Annotated in this window: 20 protein-coding genes; 8 read left to right on the top strand and 12 right to left on the bottom strand. The window is 63.1% G+C overall.

All coding sequences use genetic code 11. The annotated features are described in order from the left end of the window. The first annotated feature begins 39 nt into the window (after positions 1-39). Positions 40-450, top strand: a complete 411-nt coding sequence (locus tag I6L48_RS13595; RefSeq protein WP_042017133.1) for an SRPBCC domain-containing protein — start codon at positions 40-42, stop codon at positions 448-450. An 89-nt stretch (positions 451-539) separates the two neighbouring features. Here I6L48_RS13595 and smrB read toward each other — a convergent pair whose 3' ends face one another. Beyond that, positions 540-1,064 (bottom strand): endonuclease SmrB, encoded by a 525-nt coding sequence (gene smrB / locus I6L48_RS13600; protein ID WP_113070226.1) that lies wholly within the window; start codon positions 1,062-1,064, stop codon positions 540-542. A 65-nt stretch (positions 1,065-1,129) separates the two neighbouring features. Here smrB and prmB point away from each other — a divergent pair, with 65 nt between their 5' ends. Beyond that, a complete protein-coding gene (gene prmB / locus I6L48_RS13605) occupies positions 1,130-2,065 on the top strand; it encodes a 50S ribosomal protein L3 N(5)-glutamine methyltransferase (protein WP_039040745.1) in 936 nt (311 codons plus the stop codon). Between the two features lie 16 nt (positions 2,066-2,081). Next, a complete protein-coding gene (gene aroC, locus I6L48_RS13610) occupies positions 2,082-3,170 on the top strand; it encodes a chorismate synthase (protein ID WP_113070227.1) in 1,089 nt (362 codons plus the stop codon). A gap of 87 nt (positions 3,171-3,257) precedes the next feature. Here the strand turns inward: aroC and I6L48_RS13615 are convergent, their stop codons facing one another. Beyond that, the gene (locus tag I6L48_RS13615; protein WP_180321027.1) at positions 3,258-4,043 is read right to left on the bottom strand and encodes an ABC transporter substrate-binding protein; all 786 of its coding nucleotides are present in this window, start codon (positions 4,041-4,043) and stop codon (positions 3,258-3,260) included. A 338-nt stretch (positions 4,044-4,381) separates the two neighbouring features. Here I6L48_RS13615 and I6L48_RS13620 point away from each other — a divergent pair, with 338 nt between their 5' ends. Beyond that, positions 4,382-5,782, top strand: a complete 1,401-nt coding sequence (locus I6L48_RS13620; protein WP_113070229.1) for a DEAD/DEAH box helicase — start codon at positions 4,382-4,384, stop codon at positions 5,780-5,782. A gap of 106 nt (positions 5,783-5,888) precedes the next feature. Here the strand turns inward: I6L48_RS13620 and I6L48_RS13625 are convergent, their stop codons facing one another. The 4 genes from I6L48_RS13625 to cra all read right to left on the bottom strand — a co-directional run bounded on the left by I6L48_RS13625 (position 5,889) and on the right by cra (position 10,024). Further along, complete coding sequence (locus tag I6L48_RS13625) at positions 5,889-6,578, bottom strand: RES family NAD+ phosphorylase (protein ID WP_113070230.1); 690 nt, start codon at positions 6,576-6,578, stop codon at positions 5,889-5,891. Continuing rightward, on the bottom strand, positions 6,578-6,982 hold the full coding sequence (locus tag I6L48_RS13630) for an antitoxin Xre-like helix-turn-helix domain-containing protein (protein WP_113070231.1): 405 nt from the start codon (positions 6,980-6,982) through the stop codon (positions 6,578-6,580). The genes I6L48_RS13625 and I6L48_RS13630 overlap by 1 nt, the downstream gene beginning before the upstream one ends. A gap of 259 nt (positions 6,983-7,241) precedes the next feature. Then, positions 7,242-8,435: an aromatic amino acid transport family protein gene (locus tag I6L48_RS13635; protein WP_216987333.1), complete on the bottom strand. Its 1,194-nt coding sequence runs from the start codon at positions 8,433-8,435 to the stop codon at positions 7,242-7,244. A gap of 602 nt (positions 8,436-9,037) precedes the next feature. Beyond that, on the bottom strand, positions 9,038-10,024 hold the full coding sequence (gene cra, locus I6L48_RS13640; protein ID WP_216987334.1) for a catabolite repressor/activator: 987 nt from the start codon (positions 10,022-10,024) through the stop codon (positions 9,038-9,040). 307 nt (positions 10,025-10,331) lie between these two features. Here cra and fruB point away from each other — a divergent pair, with 307 nt between their 5' ends. Genes fruB through fruA form a run of 3 tightly spaced genes read left to right on the top strand, consistent with a single transcriptional unit; the run spans position 10,332 to position 14,142 of the window. Next, a complete protein-coding gene (gene fruB / locus I6L48_RS13645; protein ID WP_010674822.1) occupies positions 10,332-11,432 on the top strand; it encodes a fused PTS fructose transporter subunit IIA/HPr protein in 1,101 nt (366 codons plus the stop codon). Next, complete coding sequence (gene pfkB, locus I6L48_RS13650) at positions 11,432-12,421, top strand: 1-phosphofructokinase (RefSeq protein WP_216987335.1); 990 nt, start codon at positions 11,432-11,434, stop codon at positions 12,419-12,421. Before fruB ends, pfkB begins: the two co-directional genes overlap by 1 nt. Beyond that, positions 12,418-14,142 carry a PTS fructose transporter subunit IIBC gene (gene fruA / locus I6L48_RS13655; protein WP_048207769.1) on the top strand — a complete coding sequence of 575 codons (1,725 nt, stop codon included), beginning with the start codon at positions 12,418-12,420 and terminating at the stop codon, positions 14,140-14,142. The genes pfkB and fruA overlap by 4 nt, the downstream gene beginning before the upstream one ends. Positions 14,143-14,224: 82 nt before the next feature. Here the strand turns inward: fruA and I6L48_RS13660 are convergent, their stop codons facing one another. Next, a complete protein-coding gene (locus I6L48_RS13660) occupies positions 14,225-14,476 on the bottom strand; it encodes a DUF1289 domain-containing protein (protein ID WP_104454219.1) in 252 nt (83 codons plus the stop codon). Between the two features lie 150 nt (positions 14,477-14,626). Here I6L48_RS13660 and mltA point away from each other — a divergent pair, with 150 nt between their 5' ends. Further along, positions 14,627-15,778 (top strand): murein transglycosylase A, encoded by a 1,152-nt coding sequence (gene mltA, locus I6L48_RS13665; RefSeq protein ID WP_216987336.1) that lies wholly within the window; start codon positions 14,627-14,629, stop codon positions 15,776-15,778. Between the two features lie 133 nt (positions 15,779-15,911). Here mltA and yfaE read toward each other — a convergent pair whose 3' ends face one another. From yfaE to ubiG, 5 genes are all read right to left on the bottom strand, one after another. After that, complete coding sequence (gene yfaE, locus I6L48_RS13670; protein WP_272867141.1) at positions 15,912-16,211, bottom strand: class I ribonucleotide reductase maintenance protein YfaE; 300 nt, start codon at positions 16,209-16,211, stop codon at positions 15,912-15,914. A 69-nt stretch (positions 16,212-16,280) separates the two neighbouring features. Beyond that, positions 16,281-17,414: a class Ia ribonucleoside-diphosphate reductase subunit beta gene (gene nrdB, locus I6L48_RS13675; protein WP_010674816.1), complete on the bottom strand. Its 1,134-nt coding sequence runs from the start codon at positions 17,412-17,414 to the stop codon at positions 16,281-16,283. A 79-nt stretch (positions 17,415-17,493) separates the two neighbouring features. Continuing rightward, entirely contained in the window at positions 17,494-19,761 is a 2,268-nt protein-coding gene (gene nrdA, locus I6L48_RS13680; protein WP_010674815.1) for a class 1a ribonucleoside-diphosphate reductase subunit alpha, read from the bottom strand. A 587-nt stretch (positions 19,762-20,348) separates the two neighbouring features. Beyond that, positions 20,349-21,035, bottom strand: a complete 687-nt coding sequence (locus I6L48_RS13685; RefSeq protein WP_029314563.1) for an HAD family hydrolase — start codon at positions 21,033-21,035, stop codon at positions 20,349-20,351. Next, the gene (ubiG, locus tag I6L48_RS13690; protein ID WP_216987337.1) at positions 21,035-21,751 is read right to left on the bottom strand and encodes a bifunctional 2-polyprenyl-6-hydroxyphenol methylase/3-demethylubiquinol 3-O-methyltransferase UbiG; all 717 of its coding nucleotides are present in this window, start codon (positions 21,749-21,751) and stop codon (positions 21,035-21,037) included. The genes I6L48_RS13685 and ubiG overlap by 1 nt, the downstream gene beginning before the upstream one ends. Positions 21,752-21,944 lie beyond the last annotated feature (193 nt).

Consider the following 21,944-nt stretch of genomic DNA (forward strand, 5'->3'; position numbering starts at 1 on the left):
ACAGTGCAAAACGTGCAGGACAGCCAGAGGAGCAGAGAGATGAAGATAAGCGTCAGCGTCTGGGTTGCCAGGCCGATTGCCGATGTGTGGCAGGGCTGGAACACCCCCGCCAGCATCATGGCGTGGAACGCCGCCTCCCCGCAGTGGCACTGCCCCCAAAGCCGGGTGGACCTGCGGGTGGGTGGGCGTTTTTGCCACCACATGGCGGCGCGGGATGGCAGCACGGGGTTTGATTTCGAGGGGACCTTCACCGAGGTCACAGCGCCGACGGGGCTCGGCTACGTCATGGACGATGGCCGCGAGGTGAGCGTGCGGTTCGTGGCAGAGCAGGGGGGCACCCGGGTGGAGGAGCGGTTCGATGCCGAGTCCCTGCACAGCGGCGAACAGCAGCGGGCGGGGTGGCAGAGCATCCTGGATAACTTCAAGCGCCATATGGAAGCCGTCGGCTGACCCTGCGGGGCGCCAAGAAAAAACCACCGCAAGCTGGCGGTGGTTTTTTTATGGCGTTCGCCCGGAGCAAGGCGGGGCGGGGAAGGGGGTCACTCCTCGATGTCCAGCAGCACCAGGATGGCGCTCTCGCCCCCCCACTCCCGCGGCGCCTGGTGAAAGGCGCGCACAGCGGGGTGCTGGGCCAGCCAGCTCGGAATGCGCTGCTTGAGGACGTGCTTGCCGATGCCGTGCATCACCGAGGCGACGTGGATGTTCTCTTTTCGGCACAGGGTGAGCAGGGCCGCCAGCTCCTGCTTGGCCTGGTGCTGGTTCATGCCGTGCAGATCCAGATAAATCTCCGGCGGGTAGCTGCCGCGCTTGAGCTTTTTCAGCTCGAATTTTGACACGTCGTCGCGCACGTAACGGGTCGGCCCGTCCGCCTCGAGATGGGGCTGGTACTCGTCGCTGAAAAAGTGGTCAACCCCAAGCTTTTCGCGGCTCTCGCGCACTTCGCGTTTCTGCTTGACCGGGCTTGAGGAGGCCCTTATGGTATCTTGCTTAATTTTCCGGGTACCTTTGACAGCATCACGAAACAGCAGGCTTTCCTCGTCTGTGAGTGAGGGCGTTTTTTTCATCAGGTACTCGTCTTGCTCGCTGTATAAAATTCTCGGGCCGGATATTACTCGACTTGGAGGTGGATTTGGACAAGATATTTATCGATGAGGTGGTTGCCGAAATGCACACCATCCAGGACATGTTGCGCTGGGCCATGAGTCGTTTCAACGACGCCGGGATCTTCTACGGACATGGTACCGACAACGCCTGGGATGAGGCCGTGCAACTGGTGCTGCCCGCGTTACATCTGCCGCCGGACGTGGATCCCGCCATGCGCCACTCCCGCCTGACCACCAGCGAGCGCCACCGCATCGCCGAGCTCATCATCCGCCGCGTGCAGGAGCGCATTCCGGCGCCCTACCTGACCAACAAGGCCTGGTATGCGGGCTGGGAGTTCTATGTGGACGAGCGGGTGCTCATCCCGCGCTCCCCCATCGCCGAGATGGTGGCCAACCGCTTCGCCCCCTTCCTGAAAGACGAACCGACCCGGATCATGGACTTGTGCACCGGCTCCGGCTGCATCGCCATCATCATGGCCCACGAGTTCCCCCATGCGGAAGTGGATGCCATCGACATCAGCGTCGATGCCCTCAACGTGGCCGAGCGCAACATCAACGATCACGGGCTGGAGCAGCAGGTCATCCCCATTCGCTCCGATCTGTTCCGGGATCTGCCGGCCGGTGACAAGTACGATCTCATCGTCTCCAACCCGCCCTATGTGGACTCCGAGGACATGTCGGATCTGCCGGAGGAGTTTCGCCACGAGCCGGAGCTGGCCCTGGCGTCGGGCTCCGACGGCCTCAAGCTCACCAAGCGCCTGCTGGCCAATGCCGCCGACTTCCTGAAAGAGGATGGGGTGCTGGTGGTCGAGGTGGGCAACAGCATGATCCACCTGGAAGCCCAGTTCCCCGAGGTGCCCTTCACCTGGGTCGAGTTCGAGAACGGCGGCCACGGCGTCTTTGTGATGACCCGCGCAGAGCTCGAGCAGTACCAGGCCCATTTCGCCATTTACAAGAACTAAGCAGCAAGGAGCATCCATGGCAGGGAACAGTTTCGGCCAACTCTTTCGGGTCACCACCTTCGGCGAGAGCCACGGTCTGGCGCTGGGCGCCGTGGTCGACGGCTGCCCGCCGGGGCTGGAGATAAGCGAAGACGATTTGCAGGGGGATCTGGACAGGCGCAAGCCCGGCACGTCCCGCTACACCACCCAGCGCCGCGAGGCGGACGAGGTGAAGATCCTCTCCGGGGTGTTCGAGGGCAAGACCACGGGCACCTCCATCGGGCTGCTCATCGAGAACACCGATCAGCGCTCCAAGGACTACTCCGAGATCAAGGATCTGTTCCGTCCGGGTCACGCCGACTACACCTATCACCAGAAGTACGGCCAGCGTGACTACCGTGGCGGCGGCCGCTCCTCGGCCCGCGAGACCGCCATGCGGGTCGCGGCGGGGGCCATCGCCAAGAAGTACCTGAAACAGGTGTACGGCATCGAGATCGTGGGTTTTCTCTCCCAGCTCGGCCCCATCAAGGCGGAAGGGTTCGACGAGAGCCAGATCGAGCAGAACCCCTTCTTCTTCCCCGATGCGGGCAAGCTGGAGGCGCTGGATGAATACATGCGTGCCCTCAAGAAAGAGGGCAACAGCGTGGGCGCCAAGGTGTGTGTCGTGGCGCGCAACGTGCCGGTGGGCCTGGGGGAGCCGGTGTTCGACCGCCTCGACGCCGACATTGCCCACGCCATGATGGGCATCAACGCGGTGAAAGGGGTGGAGATCGGTGACGGCTTCGCGGTGGTGGAGCAAAAAGGCTCCGAGCATCGGGACGAGATGACTCCGGCCGGCTTTGCCAGCAATCATGCGGGGGGCATCCTGGGGGGCATTTCGTCGGGTCAGGAGATCGTGGTGAGCATGGCCCTCAAGCCTACCTCCAGCATCACGGTGCCGGGCAAGACCATCACCACCAGCGGTGAGGCCACCGAGATGATCACCAAGGGTCGTCACGACCCCTGCGTCGGCATCCGTGCGGTGCCCATCGCCGAGGCCATGCTGGCCCTGGTGCTGATGGATCACCTGCTGCGCCACCGCGCCCAGAACCAGGGCGTGCAAACCCAGACCCCGCAGCTGCGCTGATCATGCTGCGGGCAGGGTGAGTGATCACCAGGAACGACAAGGCGACCCCAGGGTCGCCTTTTTCGTGGTTTTTTGCCGGCGCCTGCCTCAGGGGGCCGATGGCGTCGAGAGCGATGGGTGCCGGGTTGCGTCCAGGCGGCAGCGGGGCGGCGCAAAGGCGGGGTCCGGTGAGGGCAGGGTGGCGATGGCGGCATCAATGCGGGCGAGCGCCTCATCGTTCACGGCCTCTTTGGCAAACATCAGGCGCACCGGCTGCTGGTGCAAGAGCACCTGACACTGGATGGCGTCGCTCGCCCCGAGCTGGCCGAGCCGGTAGCGGGCGTACTGCCACTCCATGATGACGCCGTCGAGGCGGCGCGCCAGCAAGAGGGTGAGCAGCCTGTCATCGCTGTTGTATTCACTCGTCTGCCCGAGGGCAGGGCACTCCTCGCTCATCGGCAGGGGGCGGGTGCCCCGCAGCTTGCCAAGGCGCAGCCCCTTGGCTTGGCACAGAGTTGCCAGCTCGGTGAACCCTTGCCAGCCCTCGGGCTCCCCGGCCTGCGGGCGCTGGCTCAGCAGCACGAAGCTGGCGCGCCGATAGGGGGCGGAGAAGCGGGCGAACCGCTCCCGCTCGGGGGTCTTGAGGGCGCCCATGGCCACGTCCAGCTGCTGGCGCTCCATCAGGTAGAGGGCCCGGGCCCAGGGGAGGTTGCGAAAGGCGGGCTCAACGCCTGCCTTGCCCAGGATCTGGCGGGTCAGGGTCACGTCCAGTCCGCTGAGGGTGCCGTCGGCATCGATCTGGCTGAAGGGGGGCCAGTGGCTCCAGGCCACCGACAGGGTCTCCCTGGCGGCGAGGGGCGGGGCGAAGAGCAGGGGCAAGACGAGGCCCAGCATGCGCCGGGCGGTGGGGGTGAACTTCCGTTTCAATCAAAACCTCCTGTTCCGTGTATCGCGCCGTCCCCGGCAGGCTGTGCAGGGGCTTTGATACATACGGCGATTCGGGCCATTTTGTCCTGCCTTCGTCGCTATTTCCAGCCGCGCTGGGAGGTGCATCACATTTTCCTCGTCTAAGTGCGCCAACTCCGTTAGACTGCGCCTCTATTCTTTCCCCTTTGCTCTGCTCCCCGGGGAAATCGTTGTTTTCTCTATAGGCCCGGATCCTGTGAGATGGCATCGGCTCAGCAGAGGAGCCCCACCACGATCTTTGGCGCCCCTATCCCTAGCAGGTAACTATGAGTTTTACTTCCCTCGGTCTGGCCGAACCCTTGTTGCGTGCCGTTGCCGAGCAAGGCTACGACACCCCGTCTCCCATTCAGCAACAAGCGATCCCGGCGGTACTGGCTGGCCGTGATCTGATGGCCGCCGCCCAGACCGGGACCGGCAAGACCGCAGGTTTTACCCTGCCGATGCTGCAGCGTCTGACTGAAAGCAAGCGCAAGGTCTCCCCGAATCGCATCCGTGCCCTGGTGCTGACCCCGACCCGCGAGCTGGCCGCCCAGGTGGGCGAGAGCGTGCGCAACTACGGCAAACACCTGCCGATCCGCAGCCACGTGGTATTTGGCGGCGTGAGCATCAACCCACAGATGATGGCGACCCGCCGTGGTCTGGACGTGCTGGTGGCCTGCCCGGGCCGCCTGATGGATCTCTACAACCAGAACGCCGTCAAGTTCGACGAAGTGGAAATCCTGGTGCTGGACGAAGCGGATCGCATGCTCGACATGGGCTTTATCCGCGACATCCGCCGCATCCTGGCCCTGCTGCCGAAGAAGCGCCAGAACCTGCTCTTCTCCGCCACCTTCGCCGATGAGATCCGTGAGCTGGCCACCGGTCTGCTGGACAACCCGGCGGTGATCGAAGTGACCCCGCGCAACAGCACCGCCGAGCGTATCGAGCAGCTGGTACACCCCTGTGACAAGGCCAACAAAATTGCCCTGCTGAGCCACCTGGTCACCAGCAACAACTGGCAGCAGGTGCTGGTGTTCACCCGTACCAAGCACATGGCCAACCGCGTTGCCGAGACCCTCGACAAGAACGGTGTCAGCGCCGCCGCCATCCACGGCAACAAGAGCCAGGGTGCCCGTACCCGCGCCCTGGCCGGTTTCAAGGATGGCAGCGTCAAGGTGCTGGTGGCGACCGACATCGCCGCCCGTGGCCTGGACATCGACAAATTGCCCCAGGTGGTCAACTTCGAGCTGCCGAACGTGGCGGAAGATTACGTGCACCGCATCGGCCGTACCGGCCGTGCCGGCGCCGCCGGTCATGCCATCTCCCTGGTTGCGGCCGATGAAGGCAAGCTCATCAAGGCCATCGAGCGGCTGACCAAGCAGAGCATCCCCTGCGAGCAGGTGGCCGGTTTTGAAGCCTCCCGCGAGACCCTCGACAACATCGCCCGTGGCATCGGCGCGCCGCTTCGCAAAGAGCCGCGGGATCCGAGCGAGCAGCGCCGTGCGCCGCGTCCGCAAGGTCAGGGCCAGCGTCAGGGTGCCGGTCGTTCTGCCAACGGTGGCAATGGCGGCGGTAACCGCTCCGGCAACGGTGGCAAGCCCAAGCCCCAGGGCGGTCAGCGTCCGGAAGGCGGCGCCGCCAAACCGGCCCAGGCCCGTCGTCCGCGCCGCGCCAGCCACAACCAGTAAGCGGTCAGGGAGCCTGCTCCCTCGCTTGGTTGATGTAAAAAGCCCCGGCACTCTGGCGGGGCTTTTCTATATCCGGGAGTTGGGCGAGTGGGGCGGGCAGTGCCCGTCACTCGCCATAGAGGGTGATTTGCAGCACGTTGGCGATGGCGCTGCCGTTCCAGTGGTACTCCAGATGGCGGGGCTGATGGACGCGGCTGACCAGGCGCGGGCGATAGAGCAGGTAGCAGTCGTGGCCGCTGTGGCGCACCGAGCGGTAACAGATGCCGTCCACATCCAGGGCTTTCTGCTCGCGGGCGAAGGCCTGGGAATACCCGTAGTCGGTAGCATGGTAGAGCGGTGTGGCGAGAAAGGCCTCACCGGTAATGTCGACCAGGCTGGCGCTGAACTCGGCATGGATCACCCGCATCTGCACCTTCTGGGCGGGTTCGCGGGTGTAACCGAAGACGCGCTCCTGGTGGTAGACCGTCTCCTTGATGGCGGTGTCGAGGCTGGGGGCGCAGTAATAACCGCCAAAATCGCCGGTAGTGAAGCGGGCACCTTCCGGATTGAGGTGGGTGAAGGCGGCCATCACATGGCTGCCGCCGGGCAAGCCCACCAGCCAGTCCGCTTTCGGTATCCGCGTCAGCTCGCCGGCCTCTTCCCTCAGCCTGTCGTTGGTCAGCGCCTCGATGGCCCAGACCGCCTCCAGTTCGTCGGCGTTGGCCACATCCTCATAGAGGCAGATGGTGGGGTAGCGGCTCGGGATGATCCGGTAGGCGGACTCGTCCTTGAATGCGCGCTGCGGAGGCGTCTGCATCAGGCCATGCCTCCGCGCCAGGCGTGCAGGCGGGTAGCGACCTCATACAGATCGGCCACGCGGCCACCCTGCATCACCTCCATGGCGCTGCGGCCGGCGAAGAAGGGGTGGCTGTTGGACTTGCGTACCCAGCCATAGATGCTCTCGTCCGCGCTGAACAGTACCCGCAGGCTCTTGTGAATGTTGAGCAGGTAGCTCATTCGCTCCTGCAGATCCGCACTCAGTCTGATCCCGCCGTCGGACTCCTTGTACTTGTTCAAAGTTGAACGCGAAGAGATGCCGAGCAGTCGCAATTGTTCATCTGTGTTGCACTGCCATTTGTCCAGGATGCGAAACACCACTGGCAGCGCCTTGCTGGGATCAACGGCGCCATCTTGCCGTTGAACGTGTGCGGTTGCGACCATGTCAGGCTCCTTGCTGGATTGAGCGTGTGTTCTGTTGCCAAAAAGGCGATCTGCTATCAGTGTACAAGAGTTGTTCACACATATACAGGATGTCGATACATGGTGCATATATGAACGTTTGATGTATCAGGGAGATGATCACCGCGCAGGCGGACCCCTTTATATCGATGGAATATACCGATGGTATGGAAAAAGCCCCGCCAACTGGGTTGGCGGGGCGTGTCTCTTTGCGGCGTTTCTGCTTGTCGGGTCGGGGAGATCAGAGGGCGGGCAGCAGCCCCATGCTGACGCTGACCTGCACCCCGACGATCAGTACCCCCATGGCACCGGCCAGACCCAGGGCCAGCACGCCGCCCGGGACGCGGTAGTGGTCTGCCTCGGCCTGCTTGCGGCTCTGCCACACCAGGGCCACCGGCAGCAGCACCGCCAGCACCGCCAGCGCAATGGCGGCGTAACCGAGCGCCATGATGAAGCCTTGCGGGAAGTAGAGGGCGAACAGCAGGGGCGGCACGAAGGTGATGAGGCCGGTCTGGGTGCGGCCCTGCCAGTTGTCCTTGCGACGGGTCACCTTGGCCATGAAGTCGAACAGTCCCAGGGTCACCCCGAGGAAGGAGGTGGCGAGCGCGAGATCCGCAAACAGATGCATCGCCTGGTTGAAGGCGGGCCAGCTCACCAGGCCGCCGACGTTGGCCAGCAGGCTGTCCAGGGCGCCGCCGGTCTGGATCAGGGATTGCTGGCCCAGCAGCCCCAGGATGGCGACCTGCCACAGCATGTAGAGCACGAGTGGCAAGGCGGAGCCCCACACGAAGACCCGGCGCAACTGCCTGGGGTTGTCTCCGAGGTAGAGCATGACGCTCGGGATGGAGCCGTGGAAGCCGAACGAGGTGAAGATGACCGGCAGGCCCGCCAGCAGCAGGCCTTCCCCGAGGGGCATGGAGAGCAGGTGCTGCCCCTGGGCGCGGGGCAGCAGCAGCGCCAGCACCGCCACCATGATCACCAGCTTCACGGTGAACATCAGGCGGTTGAGGTAATCCACCTGCCTGGTGCCGACGCACACCATGCCGCCAAACAGCAGGGTAAAGACCCAGGCCGCCTGCTCCTGGCCGAGGGGCAGGCCGGCATCGGCCAGTGCCTGGGCCAGCAGGCTGCTGCCGCCGCTGATGTAGGCGGAGGCCAGGGCGTAGAACAGCATCAGGATGCAGAAGGAGGCGATGCCCTTGCCCCAGGGGCCGAGCAGGTGATCCGCCAGCTGGTGCAGGTACCACTTGCCGGTGCTGAGGCTGGCTTCCACCTGCAGCATGGCGGTGAAGGCCATCAGGGCCCAGAGGCCGATCATCAGCATCAGGGTGGCGGGGCCGCCCAGGGACGAGGAGGCCAGCGGCAGGGCCAGCATGCCGGCGCCTATGGTGGTGCCGGCAATCAACAGGGTACAACCCAGGGTCTTGGTATTCATGTCATCCATCCGAAAGTGAGGGGCGCTGTTGCAAACAAGAGAGAGCCAGTTGGCTGTGTCGGGAGACGCCTCCGGGGAAAAGCCGGAGGCTAGCAATATCGGTGTGGATACATCTGTACCTGAAACCTGTCAGTTGTAAAAATTGGTTGCCAAGTTAGCGGATTGAAATGGCGGAAACAACCCCTTAAAAGCGGATTTTGTGCTGTGGCAAGCCGAAGGGTGGCAATAAAAAGTGACACATTGCGCCATGCGCCGAAAAAACGCGCCCCTCAGGGGGAGGCTGCCCGTCAGGCTGCGTTGCGGGTCGACATCGAGAGCGCCCGCGTTGGCTTGCAGAGGGTAACACGGGGCCCTGGTGGTGCGACTGGCCCGATATAAGCAAACATCGGGTCATACTCCCAAAAGCCATCATTTTCACTTATAGCGAGCCGAGGCGCCGATAAACGGGCCCTGGCGCGGGGTTGCCGCCCGGCAGATAACCTCAAAGCCAGAAGGCGAAGGGCAAAAGCTGAGACAACAGGGGAGAACACAAGCAGGTGTGGGGTAGGAGGCTCAGGGGCTGGCACGGCGGGCCGCCCCCGGGGTGGTGCGTCGTGGCCGGGTCAGCGGCGGCGTTTGAGAGTACGGCTCACATAGTGCAGGCCGCTCTGGTAGTCACCATTGACCGCCTTGAGGGCCAGCGTCAGGGCCTGGCTTGCCAGGGCGTCGTGCTGCTGGGGCAGGGAGTTGATGCCAAAGGGGAGGAAATCGAGCAGGCGGTCATCCCCGAAGGTGGCCATGGCGAGCTGGCTCATGTCGGCCTCCTGCTCCAGCAGGTAGTCGAGCACCCCCTCCATCAGGATGTAGGAGGTGGTGATCAGCGCCTCGGGCAGTTGGCCGAGCTGCTGATGGAGCGTCTTGATCAGGCGATACCCTTCGGTACGCGAGAAGTGGGCCCCTTCACACAGGTGGCGGGTTGCACTGTGACTGGCAATGGCCTGCTCGAAGCCCGCTTTTCGCTCCTGGCTGATCGTCAGTTCCGGCAGTGCAGTGATCAAGGCGATATGACCGATGGCCGGGGTGAGCAGGGAGGCGGTGAGGTCCAGGCTCGCCTTCTGGTTTTCACTCGCCACGGTGACGAAGTGCTCGGTGGCCATGGCACGGTCGATGGCGAGGATCTGCACACCCCTGGACTGCTGCTCCAGATAGAAGGGATCCGCCGGGGGGAGGCAGCTTGCCACCAGGAGCGCGTCCACATGGCGGCTCACCAGCATCCGGGCCAGCTCCTTTTCGGTGTTCGGATCGTCCTCCGAGCAGACGATGAGCAACTGATATCCCTGGGTGCGAGCCCCTTGCTCCAGGCGCTTGGCGAGCTTGGCGTAACTGGCGTTTTCGAGGTCGGGCAGGATGAAGCCGAGGGTGCGGGTCTGGCCGCCGCGCAGGGAGGCGGCGCGGCTGTCCGGCTGATAGTTGTGGGCATGGACCACGGCCATCACCTTGTCGCGGGTTGCCTGGCTGATGCGGTATTGATCGGCCTTGCCATTGATCACATAGCTGGCGGTGGTGCGAGAGACACCGGCCAGCGCGGCGATTTCATCCAGTTTCATCATGTTGGCTCTGTTTGAGTTGCAAGGCCCGCGCCGGTTCCTGGTTGGGGCGCCGAAAAGTGTGCGCGGGATCATATCATTGAAACGTACTTTCTGCGGGATCTTGAACAATGCGCTGAAACGATTCAGTCTGAGTGTAAGTGAAACGATTCAGCTTGTCAGTAACGGATGATTATCTGCACTTGGAAATGGGTTCCGGCTCACCAAAGCGAGAGATCACCGTCTATTGTCAGCAGGCAAGTTACCCGAAAATCGAGTTGAGTTGAGCCGGTACGCCGCGAGGTGAAGCCGGACCTGATGGAGAATCTCTATGTTGAAGTTGGCGCGACAGCAAATCCTGCTGGGACAATCGGTGACGACCAAGGCGGACGCCATCGCCCTGCTGGCAAGCAAACTGACCGACGCCGGTCTGGTTGAAGCAGGTTACGTGGACGGCATGCTGGCGCGGGAAGCGCAGCACGCCACCTATCTTGGCAGCGGTATCGCCATTCCCCACGGCACCACGGACACCCGTCATCTGGTGAAGAGCACCGGTGTCATGGTGGCCCAGTTCCCCCACGGCATCGAGTGGGACGAGGGGCAGATTGCCTACGTCGCCATCGGCATCGCCGCCAAGTCCGACGAGCACCTGGGGATCTTGCGCCAGCTCACCCACGTGCTGGGTGACGAGCAGGCCGCAGCCCAGCTCAAGGGGGCGACCGACGAAGAGACCATCATCAATATCCTGACTGGCGCGACTGCCGCCAAAGAGGTGCAATACCTGACCCTGGCGGACTTCCCGGCCGACGACCAGGACCAGTTGCTGCTGGGGGCTGCGGCCCGCGCCAAATCCGCAGGCTGGGGAGACGCCGCCATGGTGAGCGCCCTCCTGGCCAGCCAGCCTGTTCACCTGGGGGAGGGCATCTGGCTGGCCCGTGCGCAAGCGGCCCAGACCGGTTGGGTGCTGGCCACACCGAGCACCCCGCTGAACGTCGGTGAATTGCCGGTCAGCGCCCTGCTGCTGCTGTGTGCCGCAGATAGCGGCCATCTGCCGCAACTCGAGAATCTGGCCAAGCTGGCCGCAGCCGGCCAGCTGGCCACCCTTTCTGGCAGCGATGGTCTTGCCATGTTGCAGGCGGGTCCGGCGAGCGGGCTGTCCGAGACCTTCACCATCATCAACCCCCACGGTCTGCACGCCCGTCCGGGCGCCATGCTGGTCAAGGTGGCCAAGGAGTATGAATCCGACATCCGCGTCGCCAACCTCGATGGCAGCGGTGAAGCCGTCTCTGCCAAGAGCCTGATGAAGGTGATCGGGCTTGGGGTCAAGTGCGGTCATCGTCTGGCGTTTCGCGCCGAAGGAGCGGATGCCGAAGCAGCCCTCAAGGGCATTGGCGAAGCCATTGCCGCCGGCTTGGGCGAGGGGGCGCACTGATGGACATCGTCACCATCACCCTTAATCCCGCGCTCGATCTCACCACCCGTCTGGAGGCCATGCACCCTGGCGAGGTCAATCTGGTGAGCGAGGCCAACTTGCGCGCAGCGGGCAAGGGGATCAACGTCGCCATGGTCTTGAAAGATCTCGGCCGTGACGTAAGCCTGACCGGCTGGCTCGGTGAGGGCAACCAGCAGAGCTTCGTCTCCCTGTTCGAGGAGCGTGCCCTTGCCGATCACTTCGTGCGCGTGGCGGGCGACACCCGGATCAACGTCAAGATCTCCGAACAATCCGGCCGGGTGACCGATCTCAATCTGCCGGGACTCGCCGTGCAGGAAGGCGATGTCAGCGCCCTGGAAGCGGCGCTGGAGCGACTGGCTCCCCAGACCGACTGGTTCGTGCTGGCGGGCAGCCTGCCCAAAGGGGTGGCCCCCGATTACTGCGCGCGCCTCATTCGCCTGCTCAAGGCCAAGGGCAAGCAGGTGATCTTCGATTGCAGCGGCGCGGCGTTGAGCGAAGGGATCAAGGCGGCGCCGACCCTGGTCAAACCCAACCTGGAAGAGCTGAGCCAGTGGGCCGGTCGCCCCGTGAAGACCCTGAGCGAGCAGGCCAAGTGCGCCCGCGCGCTGCAGGCCAGCGGGATCCCCAACGTGGTGATCTCCAATGGCGCCGACGGCCTCATCTGGTTTGCACCGGATGCCACCTGGCAGGCGATTCCGCCGCGCATGGAGGTGGTCAGCACCGTGGGTGCCGGCGACTCCCTGGTGGCGGGCCTGGTCCATGGCATGAGCCTGGACTGGACGCCGGAGCAGACCCTGCGTCTGGCCACCGCCGTCTCGGCACTGGCGGTGAGCCAGGTCGCGGTCGGCTTCAACGATATCAATGTGCTCAAACCGTTACTCGAGCAGGTGCGCGTACAGCGTCTGGATGATCTGGCACCGACTCAACCCCAACCCCATTTGATGGCTAATTCAGGAGATGCCCAATGAAAGCAATTCTGGTTACGGCTTGCCCGGCGGGCATTGCCACCAGCTTTCTCGCTGCAAAACGGATAGAACAGCAGGCCAAACTGGCTGGCTGGGAGCTCACCCTCGACGTCGACTCCAGCGTGCAGCCCCGTCAGGTCCCCTCGAAAGAGCAGATTGCCGCCGCCGACCTGGTGCTGGTCGTTGCCAGCGCACCGGTGGATCTGGCCGCCTATGATGGCAAGTCGCTCTATCGGGGCGACATGGATCTGGCGCTCCAGGATCCCGCTGCCCTGCTGGAAGCCGCGCGCAGCGGTGCCAGCGTCTATCGCCATGAGGCGGCACCTGTCGTTGCCAAACCGGCCAGCGGTGCCAAGCGCATCGTGGCGGTGACGGCCTGCCCGACCGGGGTGGCCCACACCTTCATGTCGGCCGAGGCCCTGGAGACCATGGCCAAGCAGCTGGGTCACCAGATCCGCGTCGAAACCCAGGGCTCGGTCGGTGCCCAGAATGCCTTGACGGCGGACGAGATTGCCGCCGCCGATCTGGTGTTCCTCGCCACTGACATCGAGGTGGACATGGCGCGCTTTGACGGCAAGCCGGTCTATCGCACCAGCACGGGGGCTGCCCTGAAGAAAACCCGGGCCGAGCTCGACAAGGCCTGGACCGAGGCGAAGGTCTATCGCCACAGCGGCGCGGCTGCGGTCAAGAAAGAGGAAAAGGCGGGCCCCTACAAGCACCTGCTGACCGGTGTCTCCTTCATGCTGCCCATGGTGGTAGCGGGGGGCCTTATCATCGCGCTCTCCTTCATCTTCGGCATTGAAGCGTTCAAGGAAGAGGGGACGCTGGCCGCGGCCCTGATGAAGATCGGTGGCGGCTCCGCCTTCGCCCTGATGATCCCGGTGCTGGCAGGCTACATCGCCTACTCCATCGCCGACCGTCCGGGTCTGGCGCCCGGCATGATCGCCGGTATGCTGGCAAGCTCGCTCGGCGCCGGTTTCCTTGGCGGCATCGTCGGCGGCTTCCTCGCCGGTTACAGCGCCAAGTTCCTGAGCGACAAGGTGCGCCTGCCGGTCACACTGGAAGCCCTCAAGCCCATCCTCATCATTCCGCTCTTTGCCAGCCTGTTCACCGGTCTGGTGATGATCTACGTGGTGGGTGGCCCGGTGGCGGGCATCATGAACGCCATGACCGAGTTCCTCAACAACATGGGCTCTGCCAACGCGGTGCTGCTGGGTGTCATCATCGGCGCCATGATGTGCTTCGACATGGGTGGCCCGGTCAACAAGGCGGCTTATGCCTTCGGTGTCGGCCTGCTCGCCTCCAAGACCTATGCCCCCATGGCAGCGGTCATGGCCGCCGGCATGGTGCCTGCACTGGGGATGGGGATCGCGACCTTCCTGGCCAGCAGAAAGTTCATCAAGGCGGAGCAGGAAGCGGGCAAGGCCTCCTTCGTGCTGGGTCTGTGCTTCATCTCCGAGGGGGCCATCCCGTTTGCCGCCAAGGACCCCATGCGCGTTATCCCGGCCTGCATGGCGGGCGGTGCCCTGACCGGTGCGCTCTCCATGCTGTTCGGCTGCGAGCTGGTGGCACCCCACGGTGGTCTGTTCGTGCTCTTCATCCCGAACGCCATCAGCCATGTGATGATGTACATCCTGGCGATCGCCGCCGGTTCTCTGGTGACCGGGGTGGCCTACGCCATGCTCAAGCGTGGCGAGGAGCAGGCCAAGCTGGCGACCGCCTGAGGACGTCACGGCGTGACACACCCTTCATGACAAGGCGGCCCTGGGGCCGCCTTTCTTGTTGAGGGGAGGGGCAAAGGGGGATTTAAAAATCCCAGCCCGGCGGGGGCGGCGGATCGGCCGCCTCTGCGGCCTGCGCCTTGCGGCGAGCGGCCTCGACCCTGGCCTTGCGGTTGCGGCACAGACGCATCACCTCCTGCTGCTGGGCAGGGGTCATGGCAAGCCAGTTGAAACGCTCCTCGCGGCTTCGCAGGCATCCCTTGCAATACCCCTTGTTGTTCAGTTCGCAGACCCCGACACAGGGGCTCTGGAGTGGGAAGATTTCGAGCTGTTCCATCCATGACCTCTCACACCTTGTCACCTTGTTATAACCCAGAAGATCACGGCAGGAGAAATCCGTCGTCAGGGGCGTGAAGGCGTTTGCTTTCCCCGGGCAATTTTGGCATCTTCCCCGCCGTGCAAGACACTCGGTGTTATATGAGGACATATGAATAGACATGCGTACTGGTTGGCCGCCGCTGTGGTGGGGCTGGCCGGTTGTGCGGGCAACCCTGAACCGGTCAAGGTGCCCCAGAAGAAGGCGGAATCCGGATGTTTTCTGAACTGCGAGATCCCTGTGAATCTGGGCAAGCAGTATCTGGATGGTGCCCTGCCGGGGGATCTGGTGCGGGTGGAGCGGGTCAACAGCCGCGCCCGCGCCGATTACAGCATGTTCGGTCCCCAGAGCCGGATGGTGATGGAACGCTCCGGCCGCATGGCGAGCCGCTATGGGGAGCTCTACCGTCAGCTCTCACGCTGGGTCGCCAATGGGGGCAATCCCGCCCATATCACCCAGTACGGCATCAGCCTGGCGCAGCTTGGCGGTGCCGACCGCATGGGCAACGTGCTCTTCACCGGCTACTACTCGCCAGTGCTGGAGGTGCGCCATCGCCCGGACGCCCAGTACAAGTATCCCATCTATGCCATGCCCAACTGCGGCGGTCGCTGCCCGAGCCGGGCCGAGATCCACCGGGGGGCGCTGGCCAACCGGGGGCTGGAGCTGGGCTACAGCAAGTCCCTCATCGACAACTTCCTGATGGACGTGCAGGGTTCCGGCTTCGTTCACTACGGCGATGACGACCGGTTGCAGTACCTTGGTTACAGCGGCAAGAACGGCCACGGCTATGTCAGCATTGGCCGGGTGCTCATCGACCGTGGCGAAGTGCCCAAGGAGCAGATGTCCATGAAGGCCATCAAGGAGTGGGCCAATCGTCAGCCGGAAGAGAGCGTGAAGGAGCTGGTGGAGCAGAACCCCTCCTATGTCTTCTTCGAGCGCCGTCCCACCAATGACGTGGTGGGGGCTGCCGGCATTCCGCTCTTGCCCATGGCGGCGGTGGCTGCCGACAAGACCCTGCTGCCCATGGGCACCCCCATCCTCGCGGAAGTGCCGCTGCTGGACAAAGCAGGCAACTGGACCGGCAAGCACCAGCTGCGCCTGCTGATTGCGCTGGATGTGGGGGGCGCGGTGAAGAAGGGGCACCTCGATCTCTACCACGGCATGGGGGAGAAAGCCGGTGTCGCGGCCGGTCACTACAAGCACTTTGGCCGGGTCTGGAAGCTGGGTCTGCACCACGGGCCGACTGCCGCCCCCTGGTTGTAACGCCCCCGGGTTGTAATGTAAGAGGGGCCATGGCCCCTCATTTCCCTCAAGAGATGGGAGATGCCCATGAAAAAAGCCGCCGGAGCAATCCGGCGGCTTTTTGTTTGCGGGGCAGATCTGGCGATAAGGGCCGTCAGCCCTTTCGGATATCGAGCTTGATGGCGCCCACCGGCTGGCAGCAGCAGGGGAGGCACTCCCCCTGGGAGACAAAGGCGAGCGGGACGGCGGCGTAGTGCACCTTGCCCGCCAGCAGCGGGGTGCGGCAGGCGCCGCAATAGCCGCTGCGGCACTGGAACTCCACGTGATGGCCGTGGCGCTCCAGGGTCTCCAGCACGCTTTCGCCGGGATAGGGGTGCAGCACACCGTCCAGGGTCTGTACCTGGGGGGCTTGTCCCTCCGGCGCCGTGGTGGCGGTATGCAAGGGCGCGTTCAGGGTGGCGGTGGCGTCACTCACGGACGTCGCTCTCCCGCATCATGGGCTGCCAGCAGAGGTCGCCTTGCATCACAGCTCGAAGTCACCCAGATCGTCGGCGTGCACTTCACTGTCGATCTGACCCACCAGATAGGAGCTTACTTCCACTTCCTGGGGCGCCACCTGCACGTTGTCGGAGGAGAGCCAGGTGTTGATCCAGGGGATGGGGTTCTGCTTGGTGCCGGCAAAGGCCGGTTGCAGGCCGACGGCCGCCATGCGCAGGTTGGTGATGTACTCCACGTACTGGCAGAGGATGTCCTTGTTCAAGCCGATCATGGAGCCGTCCTGGAACAGGTACTCGGCCCACTCCTTCTCCTGCAGGGCCGCTTCCTTGAACAGCTCGAAGCAGGCCTGCTCGCACTCGACGGCGATCTCCGCCATGTCGGGGTCGTCGTTGCCGCTGCGCATCAGGTTCAGCATGTGCTGGGTGCCGGTCAGGTGCAGCGCTTCGTCACGGGCGATCATCTTGATGATCTTGGCATTGCCCTCCATCAGCTCGCGCTCGGCGAAGGCGAAGGAGCAGGCGAAGCTCACGTAGAAGCGGATTGCTTCGAGGGCGTTGACGCTCATCAGGCACAGGTAGAGCTTCTTCTTGAGCTCCCGCAGGCTGATGGTGACTTCGCGATCCCCGATCCGGTGGGTCCCCTCACCGTGCAGGTGATAGACGGAGGTGGCCTCGATGAGATCGTCATAGAAGTGGCTGATGGAGCCGGCGCGCTTCAAGATCTGCTCGTTGGTCACGATGTCGTCGAACACCTGGCCCGGGTTGTTGACGATGTTGCGGATGATGTGGGTGTAGGAGCGAGAGTGGATGGTCTCGGAGAAGGCCCAGGTCTCGATCCAGGTCTCCAGCTCCGGGATGGAGACCAGGGGCAGCAGGGCCACGTTGGGGCTGCGGCCCTGAATGGAATCCAGCAGGGTCTGGTACTTCAGGTTGGAGATGAAGATGTGCTGCTCGTGGGGCGGCAGAGCCTGGAAGTCGATGCGGTCGTGGGAGACATCCACCTCTTCCGGGCGCCAGAAGAAGGAGAGCTGCTTCTCGATCAGCCGCTCGAAGATGTCGTGCTTTTGCTGATCATAACGGGCCACGTTGACCGACTGGCCGAAGAACATCGGCTCCTTGAGCTGATCGTTTTGGGTCTGGCAAAAAGTAGAGTAAGCCATGGTTCGAATGCCGTGAAATAGGGAAAACAGGAGGGCGGGAGCTTGATGCTCCCGCCCGGTTTATCAGTGCGTTTCGCGGTTAGATCTTGCAAGCCCCGCCGGCGCAGCCGTCATCTTGCAGATCGGTCTGGGTGTCGTCGGCACCATCACGGGTGTTGTGATAGTAGAGGGTCTTGAGACCGTATTTGTAGGCGGTCAGCAAGTCTTTGAGCAACTGCTTCATCGGCACCTTGTTGCCTTCGAAGCGGGCCGGGTCGTAGTTGGTGTTGGCGGAGATCGCCTGATCCACGAACTTCTGCATGATGCCGACCAGCTGCAGGTAACCGTCGACGCTCGGCTGTTTCCACAGCAGTTCGTACTGATCCTTCAGGCGGTGGTACTCCGGTACCACCTGCTTGAGGATGCCATCCTTGGAGGCTTTCACCGACACCAGGCCGCGGGGCGGCTCGATGCCGTTGGTGGCGTTGGAGATCTGGCTGGAGGTCTCGCTCGGCATCAGGGCGGTCAGGGTGGAGTTGCGCAGACCCACGGTCTTGATCTCTTCGCGCAAGGTTTCCCAGTCCAGGTGCAGGGGTTCATTGCACAGGGTGTCCAGATCCTTTTTATAGGTATCGATGGGCAGGATACCCTGGGCATAGGTGGTCTCGTTGAAGGCCGGGCAGGGGCCGAACTCGCGGGCCAGTTGCACGGAGGCCTTCAGCAGGTAGTACTGGATCGCCTCGAAGGTGCGGTGGGTCAGGGCCAGACCGGAACCATCGGAGTAGCGGGCACCGTTTTTCGCCAGGTAGTAGGCGTAGTTGATGACGCCGATCCCCAGAGTGCGGCGGTTCATGCTGCCCTTCTTGGCTGCCTTGAGCGGGTAGTCCTGATAGTCGAGCAGGGCGTCCAGAGCGCGCACGGCCAGTTCGGCCATCTCTTCCAGATCTTCCAGCTTCTCGATGGCGCCCAGGTTGAAGGCGGAGAGGGTGCACAGGGCAATCTCGCCGTCCTCGTCATCCACGTTGTTGAGCGGCTTGGTGGGCAGCGCAATCTCGAGGCAGAGGTTGGACTGGCGTACCGGCGCCACGCTCGGATCGAACGGGCTGTGGGTGTTGCAGTGATCCACGTTCTGGATGTAGATGCGGCCGGTACCAGCACGCTCCTGCATCATCAGGGAGAACAGATCGACCGCCTTGAGAGTCTTCTTGCGAATGGCCGGATCCTGCTCGTACTTGACGTAGAGCGCTTCAAACTTGTCCTGGTCCGCGAAGAAAGCGTCATAGAGGCCGGGTGCATCGGACGGGGAGAACAAGGTGATGTCGCCGCCCTTGATGAGGCGCTGGTACATCAGCTTGTTGATCTGCACGCCGTAGTCCATGTGACGGACCCGGTTCTCTTCCACGCCGCGGTTGTTCTTCAGTACCAGCAGGCTCTCCACCTCGGTGTGCCACAGCGGGTAGAACAGGGTGGCCGCACCGCCGCGCACGCCGCCCTGGGAGCAGCACTTCACCGCAGTCTGGAAGTATTTGTAGAAGGGGATGCAGCCGGTGTGGAAGGCTTCGCCGCCACGGATGGGGCTGCCCAGACCACGGATGCGACCAGCGTTGATGCCGATGCCGGCGCGCTGGGAAACGTAACGCACGATGGCGCTGGCGGTGGCATTGATGGAATCCAGGCTGTCGTCACACTCGATCAGCACGCAGGAGCTGAACTGGCGGGTCGGGGTGCGCACGCCGCTCATGATCGGGGTCGGCAGGGAGATCTTGAAGGTCGAGACCGCATCATAGAAGCGCTTGATGTAGTCCAGACGGGTATCTTTCGGATACTTGGAGAAGAGGCAGGCCGCTACCAGGATGTAGAGGAACTGCGGGCTCTCGTAGATCTCGCCGGTGACGCGGTTCTGTACCAGGTACTTGCCTTCGAGCTGCTTGACCGCCGCGTAGGAGAAGTCCATGTCGCGCCAGTGATCGAGGTAGCCGTTCAGCTCCTCAAATTCCGCCTGGGTGTAGTCTTCCAGCAGGTGCTTGTCGTACTTGCCCATGTCCACCAGTCTGGCGACGTGCTGATACAGGTGGGGCGGCTCGAACTGGCCGTAGGCCTTCTTGCGCAGGTGGAAGATGGCCAGACGGGCAGCCATGTACTGGTAGTCCGGGCTTTGCTCGGAGATGAGGTCAGCAGCAGCCTTGATGATGGTCTCGTGGATGTCGGCGGTACGGATACCGTCATAGAACTGGATGTGGGACTTGAGCTCCACCTGGGAGACCGACACGTTGTCGAGCTTCTCGGCAGCCCAGTCGAGCACACGGTGAATTTTATCCAGATCGATGGGTTCTTTGTGTCCGTTACGCTTCGTCACAAACAAGTTCATTGGCTGATGACCCCTTTCATTGATACCTGCCGGTATCGGTTGATTCCCGAAAAGCCATCGCACAATGGCGCAACCCGGCTCCGTCTGTCGAGGGAAACTGGGCAGGGATTGTGCGATGAATCACAAGATGTAGTGTTATTTTTAATGCGAACTACAAGATAGTGAGGTCGATGCGGTAATGCAATCTGTGGATAACGCATTAGCTGTGGATAAATTGTGGGTGTCGGGACGGGAGTTAGTGGACGCTCACAGCGAACGGGTTTTCATCCGTCCGATCCGTCAAATGCAAGTCCGGCGATCGAAGATGGAAAATTAAAATAACTTTTTTTGCTTGCGAAAGCAGGGTGTTTTTACTAGCAAATCCGGCCTGCTCATCCCTTGTGCAGTCAGGGTCAAAAGGTGTCCTGTTACGCCGTTCGGGGGGTTGCCAAGCCTGTAAAAAGAGGGATCGTCCGGGATCCCTCTGGTGTGCTGCGGGGGAGCTGCGCGCCGGGGCAGATGCCCACATGGCCATCGGGACAACATCAAAGTTGCCCCGCAGATCCACCTCTATCCGGATGCCTTGTCGGTCATGGGCAATGAACGTGTCAGCTCAGCTCGTAACGCAGCCAGTGGTGCAGGGCCTGCACGGTATCAAAGTGAAGATCGGCGCCCCAGAGGGCGGGATCCTCGTCATCATTGAGATAACCCCAGCCAGCCACCGCGGTACGCATGCCGGCATTGCGGCCAGCCTCGATGTCTCGCACGTGATCCCCTACATAGAGACACTGGCTCGCCGCGATGCCGAGCCGCTCGCAGGCAAAGAACATGGGGGCGGGGTCGGGCTTGCGCACCGGCAGGGTGTCGGCGCTGACCGTCACGCCGCAGCTGGCAAGCTCTGGCAGGGCTGCCAAGAGCGGTTCGGTGAGAAAACCCGGCTTGTTGGTGACAATGCCCCAGGGCAGCTTTTTCTCGTCGAGCCACTCGATAAGATCCACCATGCCTTCATAGGGGCGGGTGCCGACGCAGAGGTTGGCGGCGTAGTAGTCGAGCAGGGCGGTGCGAAGGCGGGTGGCCCCCAGCTCCTCGAGCAGCTCGTCCCCAAGACCGGCCCTGAGCAGCCCGAGGGCCCCGTGGGAGGTGGTCTGACGGATGATGTCGTCAGAGAGCGGGGCAAAGCCTTCGCTTATCAGCACGTGGTTGACGGCGGCGCCAAGGTCTGGCGCGGTGTCGAGCAGGGTGCCGTCCAGATCGAACAGCACGCAGCCAAGGGGCATCGGGTGAGGTGTGCTCATCAGCCTTGCTCCGGGCGCTCGAACGCCACCATGTAGTTGACGTCGACATTCTTGCCGAGCTTGAAGCTGTTGGAGAGCGGGGCGTAGTGAACGCCGCTCATGTCCCGCACCAAGAGGCCCGCCGCTTCCCCCATGCGACAGAGTTCGGCGGGGGTGATGAACTTCTTGTGATCGTGAGTGCCCTTGGGGACCATCTTCAACAGGTACTCGGCCCCGAGGATCATCATCAGATAGGCTTTCGGGTTGCGGTTGATGGTGGAGACGAACACCTTGCCCCCCGGCCGTACCAGGGTGGCGATGGCGCGCAGCACCGAGGCCGGGTCCGGCACGTGCTCCAGCATCTCCATGCAGGTGACCACGTCATACTGGCCCGGCACTTCATCGGCGTGGGCTTCGGCGGTGATCTGGCGGTACTCGAGCTCCACCCCTGCTTCCAGCGCGTGGAGGCGGGCGACGCCGAGGGGTTCCTTGCCCATGTCGATGCCGGTGACCCGGGCCCCCCGGCGGGCCATGCTCTCGGAGAGGATGCCGCCACCGCAGCCGATGTCGAGCACGCGCTTGCCAAACAGGCCGCCGCTCTTGTCGGTGATCCAGTCAAGGCGCACCGGGTTGATTTGATGCAGCGGCTTGAATTCGCCCTCCATGTCCCACCAGCGGGAGGCGATGGCTTCAAATTTGGCGATTTCTGTCAGATCGACATTGGCATCACTATTCATGTTTTGATGATCCTGTGGCAAGGCGCGCAGCGGGCTGGGCGCGCGCAATCTATTGTCCTGGCGCGCATTATAACGGACCGACCTCGTCGCACCAGCCCGATGTGCTCATCGGATTTGTGGCTTAATGTATTTGGCTCAGTGTGTTACCATGTCGCGCTGTTTAAGCCAAAGAACAACTAATTAGGGATTAAGG

This window comes from Aeromonas sp. FDAARGOS 1418 (genome assembly GCF_019048585.1).
Lineage (GTDB): Bacteria > Pseudomonadota > Gammaproteobacteria > Enterobacterales > Aeromonadaceae > Aeromonas > Aeromonas caviae.